The organism is Microbulbifer guangxiensis, assembly GCF_021729075.1.
Classification (GTDB): Bacteria; Pseudomonadota; Gammaproteobacteria; order Pseudomonadales; family Cellvibrionaceae; genus Microbulbifer; species Microbulbifer guangxiensis.
Window position 1 is genome coordinate 132,905 of record NZ_JAJSAQ010000006.1, and the last position, 18,796, is coordinate 151,700.

Sequence of the window (18,796 nt, forward strand, 5' to 3'; positions counted from 1 at the left end):
ATCAGGCTGCCGCCGGTATCCCGTCCACCGCAGCGGCTCGGGCCGCTTTCACCTTGCGATAGCGCTTGTCCGCCACCGCAATGCCGCCGCCGAGGGCCATCAGCACCGAGCCCAGCCAGATCCACACCACGAAAGCCTTGTACTGCAGCCGCACCGCCCAGTCCCCGTTGGGGTTGGCCTTGTCGAGCGGCTCACCCAGGGCCACATAGAGATCCCGAAACAGGCCGGTATCGATGGCGGCCTCGGTCATGGTGTTACCACCGGAGAGGTAGTTGCGCTTCTGCGGGTGCAGCTCCGCCACCGGCTTGCCATCACGGCTCGCGAACAGCACGCCCTCGATTGCACGGTAATTGGGCCCCTGTACCTGGCGAACACCGCCGAAACGGAAATCAAAGCCCGCTACCTGGTGTGTATCGCCGGGAGACATCCGCACATCCTTCTCGACGCTGTACACGGAGGTCAGTGCCACACCGAGGACGGAAACTGCCAGACCAATATGGGCCAGGTGCATCCCGAAGTAACTGGCCCGCTGGCGGCGCAGGCCCGCCACCAGGCTGGGCGCATTGCGACTCTTAATCAGAATGTCCGCCGCGCTCGCCGCGGTGACCCAGACACCGACAAATACACCCAGCGCCGCACCCCAGTGGAAGCCACCGAGTACAAAGGGCAACACCAGGCCCGCTACGACGGCCACCACCAGCGGCAACTGCCACACCGAGAGCAGCCGGTCCCAGCGGGTGTCTTTCCAGTTGGCGTGAATGCCGAGGCCCAGCAGCAGGCAAAGCACTGCCATCAGGGGCACGAAGAACAGGTTGAAGAACGGCGGGCCCACGCTGATCTTGCCCCAGTTGAGCGCATCCGCCAGCAGCGGGTACAGGGTGCCGGTCAGCACCATCCCCATGATCAGAACCAGCAGGATGTTGTTGCCCAGCAGGAAGGTTTCCCGGGAGCGGAAGGAAAACACACTGCCCGCGCTCACCGCCGGCGCCCGCAGGGCGAAGATCAGCAGTGACAGCCCGACCACGATGGCCAGGAAACCCAGGATAAAGCCGCCGCGCAGCGGATCCGTGGCAAACGCGTGCACAGAGGTCAGCACACCGGAGCGCACCAGGAAGGTACCCAGCAGGCTCAGGCTGAACGAAAAGATCGCCAGCAGGATGGTCCAGCTCTTGAACAGGCCTCGCTTTTCCGTCACCGCCAGGGAGTGCATCAGCGCCGTACCGACCAGCCAGGGCATAAAGGAGGCGTTCTCGACCGGATCCCAGAACCACCAGCCGCCCCAGCCGAGCTCGTAGTAGGCCCACCAGCTGCCCAGTGCGATACCCAGGGTCAGGAAGGACCAGGCCACCGCGGTCCACGGCCGCGCCCAGCGCGCCCAGGCCGAATCCAGCTGGCCACCCAGCAGCGCTGCTATGGCGAAGGCAAAGGCCACCGAGAAGCCCACGTAGCCCATGTAGAGCAACGGGGGATGGATGATCATGCCCGGATCCTGCAGCAGAGGATTCAGGTCATTACCCTCTGCGGGCGGGAATGGCAGCAGTCGGTCGAAGGGATTCGACGTAAGCAGGATAAACAGGAAGAAGCCCACCAGCACCACACCGAGCACCGACAGCACCCGCGCGACCAGCTCTGCCGGCAACTGGCGGCTGAAGAGGGCCACTGCCGCCGCCCAGCCGGCCTGGATCAGCAGCCACAGCAGGATCGAGCCCTCGTGGCCACCCCACACAGCGGTGATCTTGTAGTAGACCGGCAGAATACTGTTGGAGTTGTGGGCCACGTAGGCCACGGTGAAATCGCTCTGGATGAACACCACGGTCAGGCACACATAGGCCAGGGCGGTAAAGCCGAGCACCCCCAGCGCCAGCGGCCGGCCCGCCGCCATCCATAATGGGCGGGCGGCATAACTGCCAGCCATCGGCACCACGGTCAGGGCCAGTGACAGCAACAGACCAATCAGTAGCGAGAAGTGCCCGAGCTCAGCAATCATATCTTGGCTCCGCCAGCGCAGCTCGCCTCCGCCGCCATGGACTCGGCCACTTCCGGCGGGGTGTAGTTTTCATCGTGCTTGGCCAGCACCTGGTCCGCACGCACCCGGCCATCCTGCAGCAGGCGCCCGGTCACGACGGCGGCCTCACCTTCGGCAAAGAGGTCAGGCAGGATCTTGTCGAAGACCACTTCCAGCTCTGCCTTGCCATCGGTCAACGCGAAGCGAACGTCGAGACTGTCACCGGCCCGCACCACGCTGCCCGGCACTACGCAGCCACCGGCGCGGATGCGTTTTTCAAACGGCACCTCACCGGCGGCAAAGGCGCTGGGGGCATAGAAATAGTTCATGTTGTTGCGCATGGCATAGGTGACCAGCGCCACCGCGGCGGAAGAGAGGCCCACCAGGACCAGAACCAGAATCAGGCGCTGTTTGCGAACGGGATGCATCGTTATCTACAAACTCCGGGTAAAAATAGAAATCCTTGCCGACGGGATCGCCGGGACCAGCATCAGGCCGGCTCTGCCGCCCTGGACCGCTGTGCCTCCACCGAACGGCGTCGGGCCTCGATCCGCTGCTGCCGTTCGAGCTCCCGCTTCAGTCGGCGGCGTTGCAGCCGCGGCTGGAACGCGAGGGCGGCCAGCGCAACAAAAGTCACGGCATACGCAGCCCAGACAAAGGGCCCGTGGCCGTCCATGTGCAGAAAAGCCGCCAGGCTTTCGAACTGAAACTGCATCGCCCTACCCCGCCTTGCTCTCGGTCATGGATTTGCCGCGCATCAACTGCTGTACCCAGCTGGTACGCCACTCCCGCTGCAGTATCTTCTCCCGGGTGTGGGCCATCAGGGTCCAGGCGTACAGACAGTAAAAGCCGATAATCATGGTCAGCAGCGGGTAGAACATGCTCGGGTCGATACTGCTCTTTTCGGTGAACTTGATGGTGGCCGGCTGGTGCAATGTGAACCACCAGTCCACCGACTTGTAGATGATCGGGATGTTGACCGTTCCCACCAGGGCCAGCAGGGCGCAGGCCTTGTCCGCAACCTGTTCACGACTGAACGCCCTCGCCAGGGCGATGACACCGATATAGAGGAACAGCAGGATCAGCATCGAAGTGATCCGGGCGTCCCAGACCCAGTAGGTTCCCCAGGTGGGCTTGCCCCAGACCGCGCCGGTGAAGAGGGCAATAAAGGTGAGAACCGCACCGATCGGTGCCGCCGCACGCATCACCACAAAAGACAGCTTCATCTTCCAGATCAGGCCGATAGCACCGCTGATGGCCATGATGTAGTAGCCCGCCAGAGCCAGGAAGGCGGCAGGCACATGGATATAGATGATGCGGTAACTGTTGCCCTGCTTGGCGTCTTCAGGCGCAAAGCCGAGCCCCCACACGGAACCCGCGCCGATCAGCAGAACACTGGCCAGCGCCAGCCACGGCATCCAGGCGCTGGTCTTCTGATAGAACCAGCGGGGTGAACCCAAGCGGTGAAACCATTGCCAGGCCAAAGGGCGTACCTCCAGGTTAATTGTCTAGGCTGATGCGGATCGCACCCGCAGCCGCCAGCGGTGCCAGGGCCGTTCCCCCGGCGAGCAGCGCCGCGAGGATGGCCAGTTGCGGGCCGTAAGCATAGCCGTCGACCGCCGCCTGCACGGCGCCGGTGCCGAAGATTAACACGGGCACATACAGCGGCATAACGATCAACGCCAGCAGCAGGCCCGCCCGCCGCAGCGCCACAGTCAGTGCGGCGCCGACAGCACCGATCAGGCTCAGGCTCGCCGTCCCCAGCAACAGGGACAGCAACAGTGACAGATAGCCACCCTCGGGCAGGTTCAGCATCATGCCCAGCAGCGGCGACAGCAGCGCCAGCGGCAGCCCGGTGACCAGCCAGTGCACAGCCACCTTGGCCAGCACGGCGAAATACAGCGGCTGCGGCGTGAGCGCCAGCTGCTCCAGGGAGCCATCCTCGAAATCCGCGCGGAACAGGCTCTCCTGGGACAACAGGGTCGCCAGCAGCGCCACGACCCAGATCATCCCCGGGGCCAGGCGCGCCAGCAGCTCGGGTTCCGGGCCGACACCGAGCGGCAGCAGGGCCAGCACGGTGACAAAAAACAGCAGAGGGTTGGCAATATCGGCGCGGCGGCGCAGGGCCAGCAGCAGCTCACTGCGGAACAGCGGCATGAACCCCGGCACGGCGCGGGCAGCGGGCGTGAAGGAATGGGCTGCGGTTTCAGGCGAGGACATCGATAGTCTCCTCAGCAAAACCTGCAGGTTCCGGACTCGCGAACTCACTCAGGTTCAGCGTGCGCAACCCGGCCAGTGCTACCGGCTGGTGGGAAGTAAACAGGATGCTGCCGCCGCGGCTCAGGTGACAGGCCATCTGCCCCTGCAACCCGGAAACTCCGGCGATGTCCAGCGCGGCCAGTGGCTCATCGAGAATCCACAGTGGCGGTGCACCGGCCAGAAACAGGCGCGCCAGCGCCACGCGGCGATTCTGTCCTGCTGACAGCTGCTGACAAAGGCTGTCCTCAAACCCGAACAGGTCCACCTGTTCCAGTGCCCGCAGTGCCTCGTCGCGAGCGGCACCATACCAGGCCAGGTTCTCCAGTGGTGTCAGACCGCGCCGGACCCCGGCCCCGTGACCAATATAGAGAAGGTGAGCACGCAGCTCCGGCAGTGCTGCCGGGAAGGCACGGCCATTCCAGAGGATTTCACCGTCAAAATCACCCGCACTGCCGATCAGGGTGCGCAGCAGGGTAGTCTTGCCGGCACCATTGGCCCCCTCGATCTGCAGCGCCTGACCGGGCCCCAGGTCGAAGTCGAGCCCAGCGAACAATACGCGACCGTCCCGCTCACAAGAGAGCTGGCGGACCCGCAGCAACTGGGAAGGTGAAGCCTGTAGAGCCATCATGAAGGCGTGCCGGATTGATGAAAAACTGAGCGACATTATACCGGCTATGGCGGCAAATGCATTGATTTGAGGGCGTCAGGCGGGATTTTCCGCTGCCTGTATCCCGCGATCGACGGGCCGCCCCCAATCGATCAGGGCCCGGACGCGACTGCTGCCATATTGCAACTCCAGAGTCCGGCAAACCGACCGCAGCAATGGCAGGCCCCGTCCGGCATAGCTCCCGCTCCGTGACCAGCTGGCCGGAAAGCCGGGACCACTGTCATCCACCACCACTTCCAGCACCCCACCCGATCCCCGTCCGTGGCACTTCACGGCGACCTGTATCCAGCCCTCCCGCAGGGCGCGCCGCCGACGGTGCAACTCGTGGTAATACTCGGCAAACCCCTGCTCTGAGGACTTGATGCTGCTGTCGAGACCGATCACACCATGCTCCAGCGCGTTGCGGAACAGCTCGCCCAGCACGATTGTCAGCGTGTCGCGGAACCAGGCCGCACCGGGCGCCTGGGCCAACACGTCCAGCAATGGCGGCAGCGGATCTGCATCGCGGAGCTCTCCCGGGCCCAGGGTGAACCGGGCAGACCATTCCCCCACCCGGTAGTCGGGCAACCGCGTTCTGACCGGTGCCCGCGAGGTCGCCTCCGCGACTGCCCGATCGAGGTCCAGCTCTACCAGCGAGAGGTCGTCGGCCTGACACGCAGCAAACCGAAAAGCCTCGTCGAGAACACCATCGAAGCGCCCCTGCCCCTCTTTGATGCGGGTAATTACCTCCACGATTCGCCGCTGCCCAAACGGCTCACCGCCAGAAGAGTACAGCTCTGCCAAGCCGTCGCTCCACAGGTACAGCGCATCGCCCTTCTCTACAGGCACATGGACGATGGCCGGTGCCACATCCAGTTCCGCCAGCACGCCGAGCGGCAACTGGCGGGACTCGAACTGCCGGACACGGCCAGAGGCCCTGCGCAGGCATGCGCCCGGCATCCCGCCATTGAAGATGCGCAGTCGGCGCTTGTGCGTATCCAGTTCCAGCAACAACACGCAGCAGAACATGTTGGCCGGCAGCAGCCGGTGCAGCTTGCTGTTCAGCTCCTGCAGAATGCGGGGCAAAGCAAAGCCCTTGGGAACCATCGAATAAAACGCAGCGGTGAGAGGCACCGTGCCGACAGCAGCTGCCAGTCCGTGACCAGTGAAATCCCCAAGCAGCATGATCAGCTTGCCACCGGGCCCCCAGGCAGCTGCGGCAACGTCACCATTCAGTAGCGCCTGCGGGGAAAGGTGATGACGAATTGCGGAGCTCTCGTTGAGACAGCTTTCACGGCTCAGGTTACCGAACATTCGTCGCACCGATGCCTGCTCACCCAGCAGGCCGTCATGACTCTGGCGAATCCGGTCCCGCTGGCCCAGAAGCGATGCACCGAATCGTGCAAGCCTTGCCAGTGCACACAGCTTGAGGTGGACTTCCCTCAAGTCATAGGGCGCAGCGAGGGTCTCATCCGCTCCCAGCGCCAGCGCGCGGTCCAGCAGCTCATCCCGGTCCCCTCCTGCGAGAATGGTGGGAATCGGCTCCATACCGGCGAGCGCCCGCAGTCGATCCAGGTCACTGGGTACAACATCCGCCGCGGCACCCGGACCGATCAGCACCAGATTGGGTTTACTCGTGGCAAAAGTGGTCAGGGCGGCTGACATGGAGCGCTCAGAGACAATGGCCATTGTTGGCAGATGGGGGGAATCTTCCGAAACCGTGCGCAGCATACTGGCGAGCAGGTCGGCCTCGCTCTCAGCGGGCTCCACGACCATCAGGCTGAGCATGGCAAGCGCGCTCAGCGGATGTCGAACAGCTGGTCGAAATTGGAAACTTCGAGAATCGTCGCTACGTGCTCATTGGCATTGAGAAGAGTGACCGCGTCCGAAGGGACTTCCACCTCTGCACCAAAGCAATGATCGCGAAGCAGCAGGAGCATGCCCAGGGCGGCGCTGTCCAGATGTGTTGCCTCAGCGAGATCGATGCTGAAACGGGTCGGTGGCTGCGGGAGGCTGCTGTAGCTATCGAGAAAATCCCGATGCAAATTGAAGTTAAACGGGCCGTATACCCGGATTGTCAGGTGGCTCCCGCAAGCGGAGAGTTCCGAGGTGACCCTCGAAGTATCTGATCTGAGATTCGCCATCCGGAAGTTCCCTTTCCCAGGCCGTTTCACTCTTGAGCTTTACATTATTGTTATTTTGGGCGGGCACCGTCTCTGCCAGGAATGGGCCGATAAGACCACAATCCCTCCGGATCTACACCGTCTACCCGGGCCACCCGGCCAAAGGCCTGCGATGCCCATGAAGCAATGCCAGATCCACTGCAGCTGCCGGTAAAGCACCCACCATACTCATAGAACGAATGGGAAAAGGAACCCCTCAAGTCTCCAAACGACAAAAAGATTTTGCCGGCTGGAAAAGATAAGGGGGTACCGTCTCCGGCACCCCCTGCTCTCTCATCAAAACTCGAAGTCGTAGTCCATCAACTCGCGCCGCAGGCGCATTTCTTCCAGCTTGTCCTCAACCATCCGGCGGGCATCCGTGGGTGGTTGGGAAGTTGCCTGACGAAGGATCTCGTTGGCAATCTGGGGGATGTCATCGTGATCAAAATCAAAGTCTTTTTCGCTAACGTTGCCGCTCATACGAAACTCCACAATCTCGATCTGCAAAAAGCAGAAACACCCTTGTCGTTTTTGTTGTTCCACTGCAGATTAATCAGCTCCGCGAGGCCCGGTCAAGAAAAATTTTCGACTAGGAAACAACTTTTTTTGCCCCCGGAAAGCACGTCAAGAAGGCGGGAAAAACTTCCTCATTCCAACGCCCCGTCTGGCGCCAAAATAGCGCTATTCCGTGACGAAATGGCGACAGTTTCTCTGCTTCGGCGTGAAGAATCGGAGTCTGTGCATGCGTTACCCTTCTGCCCCAGCTGTTACCACGAGTTACACCAGCCGAGAGAGGCACCCGCCCATCCGAACTTCTCCGGCAAAGAGTCCCCGAACACCTACCACACCCCCAACCCTTTGAGCCCCATGACACGGGCAGCGGGTGACGCTAGAATGTACCCCCTCCGCGACCCCGGGCACCGCCGCCTTGTCGCCAAAAGCCAGTCTTCGCCCCCGTCGGTTAACGGGATAAACCACGGACCTCCTAAGTCCGGACTGCAGGTTCGAGTCCTGCCGGGGGCGCCAAATTCCTCCCCAGTCAGCCAAAGTCGCTTTTTTCTTCTGCCAGCCCAACCCAGTCACCCAAAGGCAAGCCACAGTGCATTGACACAACAACAGCGCCATCCTTAGGATTCCTTAGTTGAAAAAAATCGAAATGTAAGCTCCTCCGGCAGAGGTAGGTGGTAACGGGGTTTATCCGGTCCGCTTGCGTAACTCTGATACAGGGGCGCCATGTACTCCCATCATTTCTATCTCCGTCCAGCCTCCCGATACTACCGGCTAGCCAGTCCCGTTTTAGCCCTCCTACTCCTGAGCGGCTGCGGCGCTGAAGAGGGCGATGCCCGCCAAGCACTAACCGACAGCGCTCTTCCCTCACCTGACCCTCGCCAGGAATTGGTCATCGGCAACTACGCCGAACCCACCTCTCTGGACCCGCATTTCGTTGCCGGTTTCACGGATCTGGCCCCACTCAACGATCTATTGGAAGGCCTGGTTCTACATGGTGCCGATGGAAAACTGATCCCCGGGGTGGCGGAGCGTTGGGAATCGAGGGACTCGCGTAACTATACGTTTCACTTGAGGCGTAACGCCCGCTGGTCCAATGGCGAACCGGTGACCGCTGGAGACTTCGTCTACGCTTGGCGCCGCGCGGTGGATCCGGCCACAGGCTCAGGTTGTGCCGAAGCACTGGCGGATTCCGGGGTTGCCAACGCGACCGCGATAATAGCTGGCGAACGCCCACCAGAGGCCCTGGGGATTCACGCGGCAGGTCCACACACAGTGGAAATTACTCTTGAGCAACCCCTGAGCTTCTTCACCAGCCTGCTGATTACTCCGTGCTACCTACCCCTATATGCCCCGGCAATCGAACAGCACGGGGAAGCATGGACGCGCCCGGGGCACTATATCGGCAATGGCGCCTTCACTCTTAGGGCATGGACAGTCAATGAATCACTGGTGCTCGCTCGTAGCCCGTCCTATCGGGCCGCAGAAGAAGTCGGCCTGCAACAGGTCAGATACCTGCCCATAGCCTCAACGCACGCTGAACTGCGTCGCTATCTGGCTGGCGAAATCGATATAACCTTCACAGCGCCATCCGAGCACCTCGACAGTCTACGCACCGAGCGATCGGGCGAGCTACTCGAACTGCTGGAACCAATGACCTTCGGGATAGAAATCAACCAGGGTAAGCCACCATTCGATAACAAGGATCTACGTCGTGCGTTGGCGCTCGCGCTCGACCGAGAGCTACTGGTAGACAAGGTACTCCAGATCGGTGAACCCGCTTATCACCTCACGCCTGTTGCGATTCGCATAGATGCCAACATTGATCCTTCTTGGGCAAGCCAAACACAGGCCGAACGTGAGGCATTAGCCCGGGAACTCTATAACCGCGCTGGCTATTCCCGGGAAAATCCGTTGCGCTTTCGCATCTTCCATAAAAACAACGACAATACCCACAAGATGCTCCTCGCCGCAGCCGCCATGTGGAGACAGGTACTCGGCGCCGAGGCGAGCGTACAGGGCTTTGAGCTAAAAAGCCTGGTTCCCTTGGTACAGGAGGGAAACTATGATCTGGCCACTCGCGGACGCACAGCTGTTTATCCTGATTCATCCGCCACCCTGTCGGGGATGCGCAGCGGCACTCCCTACGCCAACGGCTATGCGAACCCGGCCGTCGACGACCTACTCGATCAGGCCCGGGCAGAGCTGGACCCACACCTCCGCATGCAGTTGTATGCTCGCGTCGAGCAGTTACTCGCCGAAGACATGCCCTTCATACCCCTCTATAACCGGGGTGTTGCCAGACTGATTAAACCCCATGTTATGGGCTACCGTCCCAGCCCACTGGGCTACCGCTATAGCAGGGATTTGGCAATTCAAACGGACGTGCAGCCGCCATTGGAATAGCAATTGGCGACATAAAAGTTTTTTGGAAGTGCCTTTCGCAGAGGAATTGCGGGTGCTCCATGATGAGCAGCTTGAATGGCAACCCGAAATGGCGGCAAAAGCCACACCTGATGACCTCACCCGCCCACGAACCCTCGCTGTCACTAAGCGCCAAAACCATCCCGTTGACATCAGGACAGAAGCATCTTTACGATTCACTAATCCAAAGTATTTGAAAAGTGAGCTCCTCCGGCAGAGGTAGGTGGTAACGGGGTTTATCCGGGCCGCTTACATCACTCTGCACAGAGGCGCTATGTACTCCCACCGCTATTATTCCCATAAAGCCTGCTTGGGCATTCCCCTATTTGGAATCCCACTAACCGCCCTATTGCTTGCTAGCTGCGGGAATGAACAAAATGATTCCCGTCACGCATTCGCGACGAACGCACTAGCAACGCTTCCCACCCGTCAGGAAGTGATCATCGGCAACTACCACGAGCCCGTCTCTCTGGACCCTCACCACAGCAGCAGCTCGAATGACACAGTAGTGATCCGTGACCTATTGGAAGGCCTGGTACTGCATGGTGCGGACGGCGAGCTGATCCCAGCGGTGGCAGAGCGCTGGGTGACAGCAGATGCTCAGCGTTACACATTCCACCTGAGGCGAGATGCCAAATGGTCGAATGGTGATCCAGTAACGTCTGCGGACTTTGTTTACGCCTGGCGCCGAGCGGTCAATCCTGTAACAGCCTCCCGCTGTGCCGAGGAGCTCGTGGATACCAAGGTCGCGAATGCGAAGAGCATTGTTGAGGGAAAACTTCCGCCGGAACAAATTGGCGTCCGGGCAACCAACGCGTATACCCTGGAGGTTACGCTAGAACAGCCGGTTGGTTACTTCGTCGAGGCGCTAATCAGCCGCTGTTTCCTGCCCCTGCACTTGCCCACCATCGAGCAATACGGCTCGAGCTGGACAGGACCTGAACACTTCGTTGGCAACGGCGCTTTCTTACTGGAATCCTGGTCGGTCAACGAATCGCTGATTCTCAAGCGCAATCCACTATACCGGGAGGCTGACAAGGTACACCTGGAGAAGATTACTTACCTTCCCATCGCCTCAGCCCACACAGAGCTGCGTCGCTATCTCGCAGATGAAATCGATATTACCTATAGCGCTCCGTCCGAACAGATTGAGAATCTACGCCGCAAACGGCCAGACGAGCTGCTTGAGCTGGTGCAGCCGAGCACCTTTGGAATCGAGATCAACCACACAAAGCCGCCCTTTGGCAACCCGGATGTAAGGAGGGCACTGGCACTTGCTCTCGACCGCGAGCTGCTGGTTCATAAAGTGCTAAAAACCGGCAGTCCGGCCTATCGCCTAACGCCAGCTGCAATTCATGCAGAGACCGGCCAGGACCATCCCTGGTTGAGGCAATCCCAAACCGAAAGGGAGAGGCTGGCCCGCGAACTCTATACCAAAGCTGGATACTCCCTGAAAAACCCCCTTCGCTTCCGCGTATTTCACAAGAACAACGACGACACCCATAAGATGCTGCTCGCCGCTGCCGCCATGTGGAAAGAGGTACTTGGGGCAGAAGCTACGGTACAAAGTTTTGAACTGAAGAGCCTTATCCCGCTGATAGAACAGCGTGACTTCGATCTCTCTACCCGTGGTCTCGGGGCTAGCTATCCGGATTCATCTGATGTCTTGAGCCGAATGTTAACCGGTCGGCCAACTACGAACGGTTACAGTAATCCCCGGTTTGATGAATTACTGGAACAGGCCATCAGCGAACAAGATAAATCTGTCCGGGCGGAGCTTTATGCCGAGGCAGAGTACCTGCTCGCCGAAGACATGCCCTTCATCCCCCTTTACAACCGAGGTCTCGCCAGGCTCGTAAAACCCCATGTGCGCGGCTACCAACCTAGCCCCCTTGGATACCAGTACAGCAAGGATTTGTGGATCAACACCGAGGGCAACACCCCCGGTAAACCACAGGAAGAAGCTGCCAGGCAGGGAGCACAGTTGTGAACAATCTCAGAATCCCGGTGGCACTTGGCCTCACTCTAATCCTCCTAAGTTCCGGGTGTTCAAAGAGGGACGAACAGGCGGCAGCTCCCGGTGACACATCCGCACAGGCGCAGACACCAATACAGCCCATGCAAGCTTTAGTGCGGGCCAATGACGCGGAGCCCCAGAGCCTCGATCCACACAAGATGGGTATCGCCTATGAAGCGACCATCATCCAGGACCTGCTGGAAGGCCTGGTAACAATGAGCGCGGATGGCAGCGTGGTACCTGCCACCGCCGACCGCTGGGAACACGATGACGGCCTGGCTTACCGCTTTTACCTCCGCACAGACGCACGCTGGTCCAATGGCGATCCTGTGACTGCATGGGACTTTGTCTACGCCTGGCAGCGTGCCGCAGACCCGCAGACGGCCAGTTATTGCGCTGAAGGATTCAGGAACACAGGCATCCAATACGCAGCATCGATTATTCGCGGAGACATACCACCAGCTCAACTGGGGGTAGTGGCCATCGACGCACACACACTGCAGGTGCGCCTTGAAAAACCCTTGCCCTACTTCCCAAAGCTGCTGCATTCACCCTGCTTCGCCCCGCTCCATAAGGAGACCATAGAGGCTCACGGCGAACAATGGGCAAGGCCTGAAAGCTATGTGGGTAACGGTCCGTTTGTACTGGCAGAGTGGAGCGTGAACGAAAAAGTCGTGCTCAGCCGCAATCGGCACTACTGGGACAATGCCAACGTCCGGCTTGAAAATGTCACCTTCCTGCCCATCACCTCCGACAAGGTAGAACTGGACCGCTACCGTGCCGGTGAGGTGGACGTTACCTCAGGCATCCCCGATGCGGCACTGCCCGAACTCATGAGGCAGGCGAGTAATGAAGTAGTAGTTCACCCACGCCTCACAACCCTGGGCATTGAATTCAACACCCACAAACCACCTCTCACAAGCCCCCTGCTACGCCAGGCCCTGTCCTACGCGCTCGATCGGGACGTCATTGCGAACAAGGTATATGGTATCGGCAACCGGCCAGCATACAGCTTTAACTCGGCGGAGCTTCCCGACTTTATCCCCCCCACAGTGCCAAGTACTGACCTGGCCCAGGAACAGCGTGAGCAGTATGCCCGCAAGCTGCTCCAGGAGGCACTGAGCGAGCAACCGGCGTCCAACCTGCGGCTGATCTACATCAACGCCGATACCAATGCAAAGTTCGCGCTATCCGCAGCGGCGATGTGGAAGAAGATCTTGGGGCTCGAGGTCGAGCTGCAGGGTCTGGAGTGGAAGGCATTTGATTCGGAAAGCGCCTCAGATAAGTTCGACATGCGCATCATGGGCTACAACGCCTGGTACAGCGACCCGTCTGCTGTTCTAAGCCAGTTCATCGCCGAACAGACCGCGCGTTCTGGCTACCACAGTGAGCAGATTCGATCCCTGATGGAGAGCGCTCGCTCAATGCAAGAGAGCGCTGAGCGCGCGGTAGTCTATACCGAAATCGAGCGGATACTGGCTGAGGATGCCCCTTTCATCCCCGTGGTGCACCGGGCCTACCCCAGGCTGGTGAAGCCCCATGTGCGCGGGTTTACCCCAAGCCCCTTTGGCCAACCGTATAGCAAGGATTTGTGGATCGCGACAAACACGCCACTTACCGAGCAAGAGGCCCGACCTGATGAATAGACATCATGCTCATGAATCTTCGATACAGCGCTATTGGCTGGCACTGGCCTGCTCGCTCGCGCTACTGTCAGGATGTGAACGAAACGATCCCTCGTCGCTGGACCAGCCACATAATACTGCTGAACCAGACCAGCCGAAAAATCGTCAAGAACTGGTGAGAGGCAATTACTCCGGACCCTTTTCCCTGGACCCGCATCATGCCATAGGCATGGATCCAAATATTATCAGAGATCTCTTCGAGGGCCTGGTAGCCGCAGCACCTGGAGGGGGAATTCGCGCAGCCGCCGCATCCAACTGGGAAATGCCGGACAGTAAAACCTATGTATTCCATCTACGGCCAACGGCCAGATGGTCAAATGGCGATCAAGTTACCGCCAATGACTTTGTCTACAGTTGGCAAAGATTAGTCGACCCCGCTACCGCCTCACCCCACGGAAGCTACCTATCCGACATCAAGGTGCTCAATGCAGCGAGAATCAGTAGGGGTGAGTTACCCGTAGAGAATCTTGGTATCCGCGCGATCGATAGCCATACCCTGGAGATATCACTGGAAAGCCCCGTTTCTTACTTCCTGCAGACACTGGTCGATAGCGCAACCTACCCAGTCCACGAAGAAACAATATCAAGATATGGTGAAAGCTGGACTTCGGCGGGCAATCTTGTGGGGAATGGTGCCTTTACTCTCGATATTTGGCGAATCAACGAACGGGTTGAACTTGCTCGAAATCCCTTATACTGGGATTTTTCAAATGTTCGCCTAAATAGAGTTACCTTCCTTCCTATCGCCTCGGAGAGCGCGGAACTGAATCGTTATCTCGCTGGTGAAATCGACATAACCGCAGGAATTCCCACCTCAATGATTTCATCATTACGTCAAGAGCGTCATGAGGAGATTGTTATGTATCCTACCCTGCAAACAAAGATCCTCGAGATAAATACTGCCAAAAAGCCCCTAGATAACGTCAAGGTTAGAAGAGCTCTGGCTCTAGCTATCGATCGGGATTTGATCACAGAGAAACTTTGGCAACGGGGGGATATACCCGCATACAGTCTGGTGCCGCCGAACGCCAGCCGAAGGAGACTATTCACACCCGACTGGTCTGAATGGCCTCAGAGTCGACGAGAGGAAGAGTCCCGGAATCTATTGACTGAAGCCGGCTACTCAAAAGACTCCCCCTTACGTTTTTCCTTTAGCTATATCTCCAGCAGTCATAACAAGAAAATGGCACTAGCACTCGCGGCCATGTGGCAAAAGGCTCTTCCTGTTGAAGTCGACTTTAAGAACACCGATGGAAAAGCGTTGATGGAAGATATCAAAAATGGGGATTTCAATCTTTTCAGTTCAGGACTCCATGCCACATACAACGAGCCTTCAGGCATGCTAAACGGATTCTTGAGTACTGCAGGGCTAAATCTCACCGGCTTCAACAACCCAGACTATGACCGGGTGTTGCAGCTAAGCACAGGCAAACAGGACACAAACGATCGACAAGCCCAATATGCTATGGCGGAGCAAATACTTTCCGAAGATATGCCAGCAATTCCCCTTTATCACAAAACTGAAGCAGTGCTTGTCAAGCCCCATGTGCGAGGATATGAGCCGAACATGATCGGCCATGTTTACAGTCGCGATTTGTGGGTTGAACCCCGCCAGCACTGAAACATTCATACAGACACATAGAGAAACGACTATGCCCGCCCAATCACGCACGATGTTGTATTTACAATATCTTTGTCTGACGGCAGCTTTTAGCTACCTTGTTGGCTGCAGCGAGTCCAAAAATCAAGATATACATCCTGAACAGGTCTCGAGCGCACCAGTGGATAGTCAGATAAAGGAGTTGGTACGCGGTATTGTTCTCGAACCGGACTCGCTGGACCCGCACAAAGCCATGCTGCAATCAGAAGCATTGGAAGACCTGTTAGAAGGACTGGTAGTACCAACGCAGGACGGAGGCATGGCTGTGGGGGTCTCCCAGTCCTGGATTACCGATGACGGGCTGACCTATCATTTCAAGCTACGCCAAGATGCTAAATGGTCCAATGGAGACCCAGTCACTGCCCAAGATTTCATTTACGCCTGGCGGCGCGCTGTCGACCCAAGAACTGCCTCATCCTGTATTAAGTACTTTACCGATTCTGGGATAGGCAATGCAGGCTCAATCGCCAATGGAGAAGTCGATTCACAGACTCTGGCTGTCGAGGCAAAAGGCCCCTACTCCCTCTCCGTCACTCTCGAACGGCCCATGGGCTACTTCCTTCAATTACTGACGCACAAATGCTTTCTACCGCTACACGAGGAAACCATAGAAAAACACGCTGATGCATGGACACGCCCGGAGTTTTTTGTAGGTAATGGTGCCTTCAGCCTCTCAGAGAGGAAAATCGGTGAGCGGATCGCCCTGGCTCGAAATCCCACCTACTGGAATGCCGGCAATGTGCGGCTGGACATGGTGACCTACCTCAGCGGAAGTAATACCGCGCTACTGACGCGCTACATCGCCGGTGACGTGCACATTACCGCAAGTCTACCAGACGACCACTTTCCCCAGATACAGGCGGAGTTGCCTGACGAGATCGCATGGGTAAGGCCCAACGGCGTCTTTGGCTTCCAGGTCAATTCGCAGAAACCACCGCTTGACAGCCCACTCGTCCGCCGGGCGCTAGCTTATGCGCTAGACAGGCACACGATCAACAGCCGGCTCTTCAACGTCCGTAAACCGGATGCCTACACGCTCTCACCACCAGAGTTACTTGAACTACCAACAGGAAAGCCAGAATGGCAGCAATGGTCTCAAGCACACCGGGAAGATCGTGCCCGCCAGCTGCTCTCCGAGGCTGGCTACTCTCGTGAAAATCCCCTTCGAGTTCAGCTGAGCTATACCCGATCCGAAAACAACACCAAGCTGGCATTGGCTGCCAGCGCAATGTGGAGAGAGATTCTAGGGGCTGAAGTGACAATTCAGCAGCAGGAATTCAAAGCCATGGTCGAACGCTTCCAAAATGCTGACTTTGAACTGATCCACTGGGGGCATGGTACCCAGCTCAAGGAGCCTGCCGAAATCTATGCTTCCTGCTGCATCAGTAATGATCATTACAGCAGCGACAATCTTGCGGATTTGATCCACAGCGCCAGAAGTGCGCAAGACGAACATAACCGCCGAGAATACTATATCGAGGCGGAGTCCCTCCTCGCTCAGGAAATGCCCTTTATCCCAATCAGCCATGTCAGGAAGCCAAAACTAATCAAACCACACGTTAATGGTGTAGAGGCCAATCACACCCGTTTGCCATTGAGCAAGGACCTTTGGCTGGCTGAGAAATAACGCTACATCGATGGAAAAGGAAAATTCTACATGGCGTATCAATGGATTCGAGCCCTGTCTATCACAGCTGCTTGCACCGTAATCACGAACTGCAGTGATGTTGGTGATAATGCCGCACTAAAGGATAGATCACCGGCTGAACGCACCAGTCAACACCTGGTTCGCGGCAATGCTGTCGAGCCGGGCACGCTGGACCCCCACCGCGCTCACGCAAACTTCGAAGGCAATATTATGCGTGACCTGTTGGAGGGGCTGGTGATTATCTCACCAGCGGGCAAGGCGGAGCCCGCGGTGGCCGAACACTGGGCCTCCGAAGACAACCGCGTTTTTACCTTCCACCTGCGGGACGACGCCCGCTGGTCCAACGGAGATCCGGTATTGGCCAGCGACTTCGTGTACAGCTGGCAGCGACTCGCCGCCCCAGGCACCGGCTCCACTTGCGCCAGCTTTTTGACGGAGGCCGGGATCGAGCATGCGCGAGCCATCCAGTTGGGCAACGAGCCACTGGTAAATCTCGGGGTAAAGGCGCTGGATAGCCATACTCTGGAGGTTACGCTGGAGGTACCGAATGCGCTGTTTGTCTCCATGCTGGGTCGTACCTGTGCGCTGCCGCTGCACCCCGCGACCGTGGAGCAGTACACGGCTTACTGGACAAAGCCCGGACGCTTTGTGGGCAATGGAGCCTTCATTCTTGATAAGTGGACCGTCAATGAGCGCGTCGAGTTACGCCGCAACCCCCACTACTGGAACGCCGAAAAGGTCAAGCTCGACCGAGTGACCTACTTGCCCACCTCCCCCACGAGCGGCGAACTGAATCGCTACCTGGCCGGTGAAATAGACATCACCAGTAGCGTCGCGAATGACCAGTTGTCCCGGTTAATGGCCGAGTACCCAGACCAACTCACCATCATCCCGACACTGGTGACCTCTGGATGGACTGTCAATACACTGCGGCCACCTTTCACTGATGAACGACTACGCAGGGCATTATCTTACGCAATCGACCGGGACGTCATGGCAGACAAGGTTGCGGGACTCTCGGCGCGAGCCGCGTATACCCTTTCACCGCAAATGGGCGCCGATAACGTCTTAAGAAACTCTGAGTGGCAGCGCTGGCCGCAATCAGAACGTGAAGCGCATGCTCAGGCCCTCTATAAAGAGGCTGGATATGGTCCGGAGAATCCGCTGGAAGTTCGGATGCAGGTTCTGAAGGATGGTGGCAGTGAGCGCTATGCACTTGCCACCGCCGCCATGTGGGAAGAAGTGCTGGGCGCCAAGGTTGCGCTGGAGCGCTATGACTGGAAGACCCTGGTCGAGCGCCTGCAACAACAGGACTTCGACATCTCGATTTATGTCTACGAGGCACACCACAGTGAGCCGCTAGCATTTCTCGCTGGTCTGGTCTCAACAGCCCCGGACCCCAGTGCCTACTCCAACCCTGAGTATGACGACCTGATCGAGACAGCTCGGGAGGCCGTGGCGCCCGAGCATCGCAACGCTCTTTATCGGCAGGCGGAGCTATTACTGGCCGAAGACATGCCGTTTATCCCGTTGCTACAGGGCGCCCTCACGCGCATGGTCAAGCCCCATGTGCAAGGCTACAAGCCGAATCCGCTGAGCTATGTATACAGCAAAGACCTCTGGGTTGCAGATGATGGGCAAACCAGCGATCAGGGAGGCACATAGACCATGAAAAGCATACTCCTCCTTTGGCCTCACATAGCACCCGTCTATGCCCTTATCGCGACAGTGTGTCTTTCGGGAGCTGCCGTGCTTTTTACAGTAAAGACAACCAGGTAAGCAT

The 18,796-nt window shown here is 58.4% G+C and carries 15 protein-coding genes and 1 tRNA gene; 7 read left to right on the forward strand and 9 right to left on the reverse strand.

Annotation, left to right across the window (positions count from 1 at the left end; translation table 11 throughout):
• Position 1 precedes the first annotated feature (1 nt).
• The 9 genes from LVD12_RS13820 to LVD12_RS13860 form a co-directional block, all read right to left on the reverse strand.
• Positions 2 to 1,987: a heme lyase CcmF/NrfE family subunit gene (locus LVD12_RS13820; RefSeq protein WP_237068318.1), complete on the reverse strand. Its 1,986-nt coding sequence runs from the start codon at positions 1,985 to 1,987 to the stop codon at positions 2 to 4.
• Complete coding sequence (gene ccmE, locus LVD12_RS13825; RefSeq protein WP_237068319.1) at positions 1,984 to 2,433, reverse strand: cytochrome c maturation protein CcmE; 450 nt, start codon at positions 2,431 to 2,433, stop codon at positions 1,984 to 1,986. The genes LVD12_RS13820 and ccmE overlap by 4 nt, the downstream gene beginning before the upstream one ends.
• A 62-nt stretch (positions 2,434 to 2,495) precedes the next feature.
• Positions 2,496 to 2,720, reverse strand: a complete 225-nt coding sequence (ccmD, locus tag LVD12_RS13830) for a heme exporter protein CcmD (RefSeq protein ID WP_237068320.1) — start codon at positions 2,718 to 2,720, stop codon at positions 2,496 to 2,498.
• A gap of 4 nt (positions 2,721 to 2,724) precedes the next feature.
• Complete coding sequence (locus tag LVD12_RS13835; protein ID WP_237068321.1) at positions 2,725 to 3,489, reverse strand: heme ABC transporter permease; 765 nt, start codon at positions 3,487 to 3,489, stop codon at positions 2,725 to 2,727.
• Positions 3,490 to 3,505: 16 nt separating this feature from the next.
• A complete protein-coding gene (gene ccmB / locus LVD12_RS13840) occupies positions 3,506 to 4,162 on the reverse strand; it encodes a heme exporter protein CcmB (protein WP_237068437.1) in 657 nt (218 codons plus the stop codon).
• A 49-nt stretch (positions 4,163 to 4,211) separates the two neighbouring features.
• Positions 4,212 to 4,892, reverse strand: a complete 681-nt coding sequence (gene ccmA, locus LVD12_RS13845) for a cytochrome c biogenesis heme-transporting ATPase CcmA (protein ID WP_237068322.1) — start codon at positions 4,890 to 4,892, stop codon at positions 4,212 to 4,214.
• A 75-nt stretch (positions 4,893 to 4,967) separates the two neighbouring features.
• Complete coding sequence (locus tag LVD12_RS13850; protein ID WP_237068323.1) at positions 4,968 to 6,698, reverse strand: SpoIIE family protein phosphatase; 1,731 nt, start codon at positions 6,696 to 6,698, stop codon at positions 4,968 to 4,970.
• A gap of 11 nt (positions 6,699 to 6,709) precedes the next feature.
• Positions 6,710 to 7,054: an STAS domain-containing protein gene (locus tag LVD12_RS13855; RefSeq protein ID WP_237068324.1), complete on the reverse strand. Its 345-nt coding sequence runs from the start codon at positions 7,052 to 7,054 to the stop codon at positions 6,710 to 6,712.
• Positions 7,055 to 7,369: 315 nt separating this feature from the next.
• On the reverse strand, positions 7,370 to 7,552 hold the full coding sequence (locus LVD12_RS13860; protein ID WP_237068325.1) for a PA3496 family putative envelope integrity protein: 183 nt from the start codon (positions 7,550 to 7,552) through the stop codon (positions 7,370 to 7,372).
• A gap of 470 nt (positions 7,553 to 8,022) precedes the next feature.
• Here LVD12_RS13860 and LVD12_RS13865 point away from each other — a divergent pair.
• From LVD12_RS13865 to LVD12_RS13895, 7 genes are all read left to right on the forward strand, one after another.
• A tRNA-Arg gene (locus tag LVD12_RS13865) sits at positions 8,023 to 8,098 on the forward strand.
• Positions 8,099 to 8,305: 207 nt separating this feature from the next.
• Positions 8,306 to 9,985, forward strand: coding sequence for a peptide ABC transporter substrate-binding protein (locus LVD12_RS13870; RefSeq protein WP_237068326.1), 1,680 nt, complete (start codon positions 8,306 to 8,308; stop codon positions 9,983 to 9,985).
• 292 nt (positions 9,986 to 10,277) lie between these two features.
• Positions 10,278 to 11,993 (forward strand): peptide ABC transporter substrate-binding protein, encoded by a 1,716-nt coding sequence (locus LVD12_RS13875; RefSeq protein WP_237068327.1) that lies wholly within the window; start codon positions 10,278 to 10,280, stop codon positions 11,991 to 11,993.
• A gap of 128 nt (positions 11,994 to 12,121) precedes the next feature.
• Complete coding sequence (locus tag LVD12_RS13880) at positions 12,122 to 13,666, forward strand: peptide ABC transporter substrate-binding protein (protein ID WP_237068328.1); 1,545 nt, start codon at positions 12,122 to 12,124, stop codon at positions 13,664 to 13,666.
• Positions 13,659 to 15,326: a peptide ABC transporter substrate-binding protein gene (locus tag LVD12_RS13885; protein ID WP_237068329.1), complete on the forward strand. Its 1,668-nt coding sequence runs from the start codon at positions 13,659 to 13,661 to the stop codon at positions 15,324 to 15,326. The genes LVD12_RS13880 and LVD12_RS13885 overlap by 8 nt, the downstream gene beginning before the upstream one ends.
• A 31-nt stretch (positions 15,327 to 15,357) precedes the next feature.
• On the forward strand, positions 15,358 to 16,992 hold the full coding sequence (locus LVD12_RS13890) for a peptide ABC transporter substrate-binding protein (RefSeq protein ID WP_237068330.1): 1,635 nt from the start codon (positions 15,358 to 15,360) through the stop codon (positions 16,990 to 16,992).
• Positions 16,993 to 17,223: 231 nt separating this feature from the next.
• Positions 17,224 to 18,678: a peptide ABC transporter substrate-binding protein gene (locus tag LVD12_RS13895; protein WP_237068331.1), complete on the forward strand. Its 1,455-nt coding sequence runs from the start codon at positions 17,224 to 17,226 to the stop codon at positions 18,676 to 18,678.
• Positions 18,679 to 18,796: the final 118 nt, after the last annotated feature.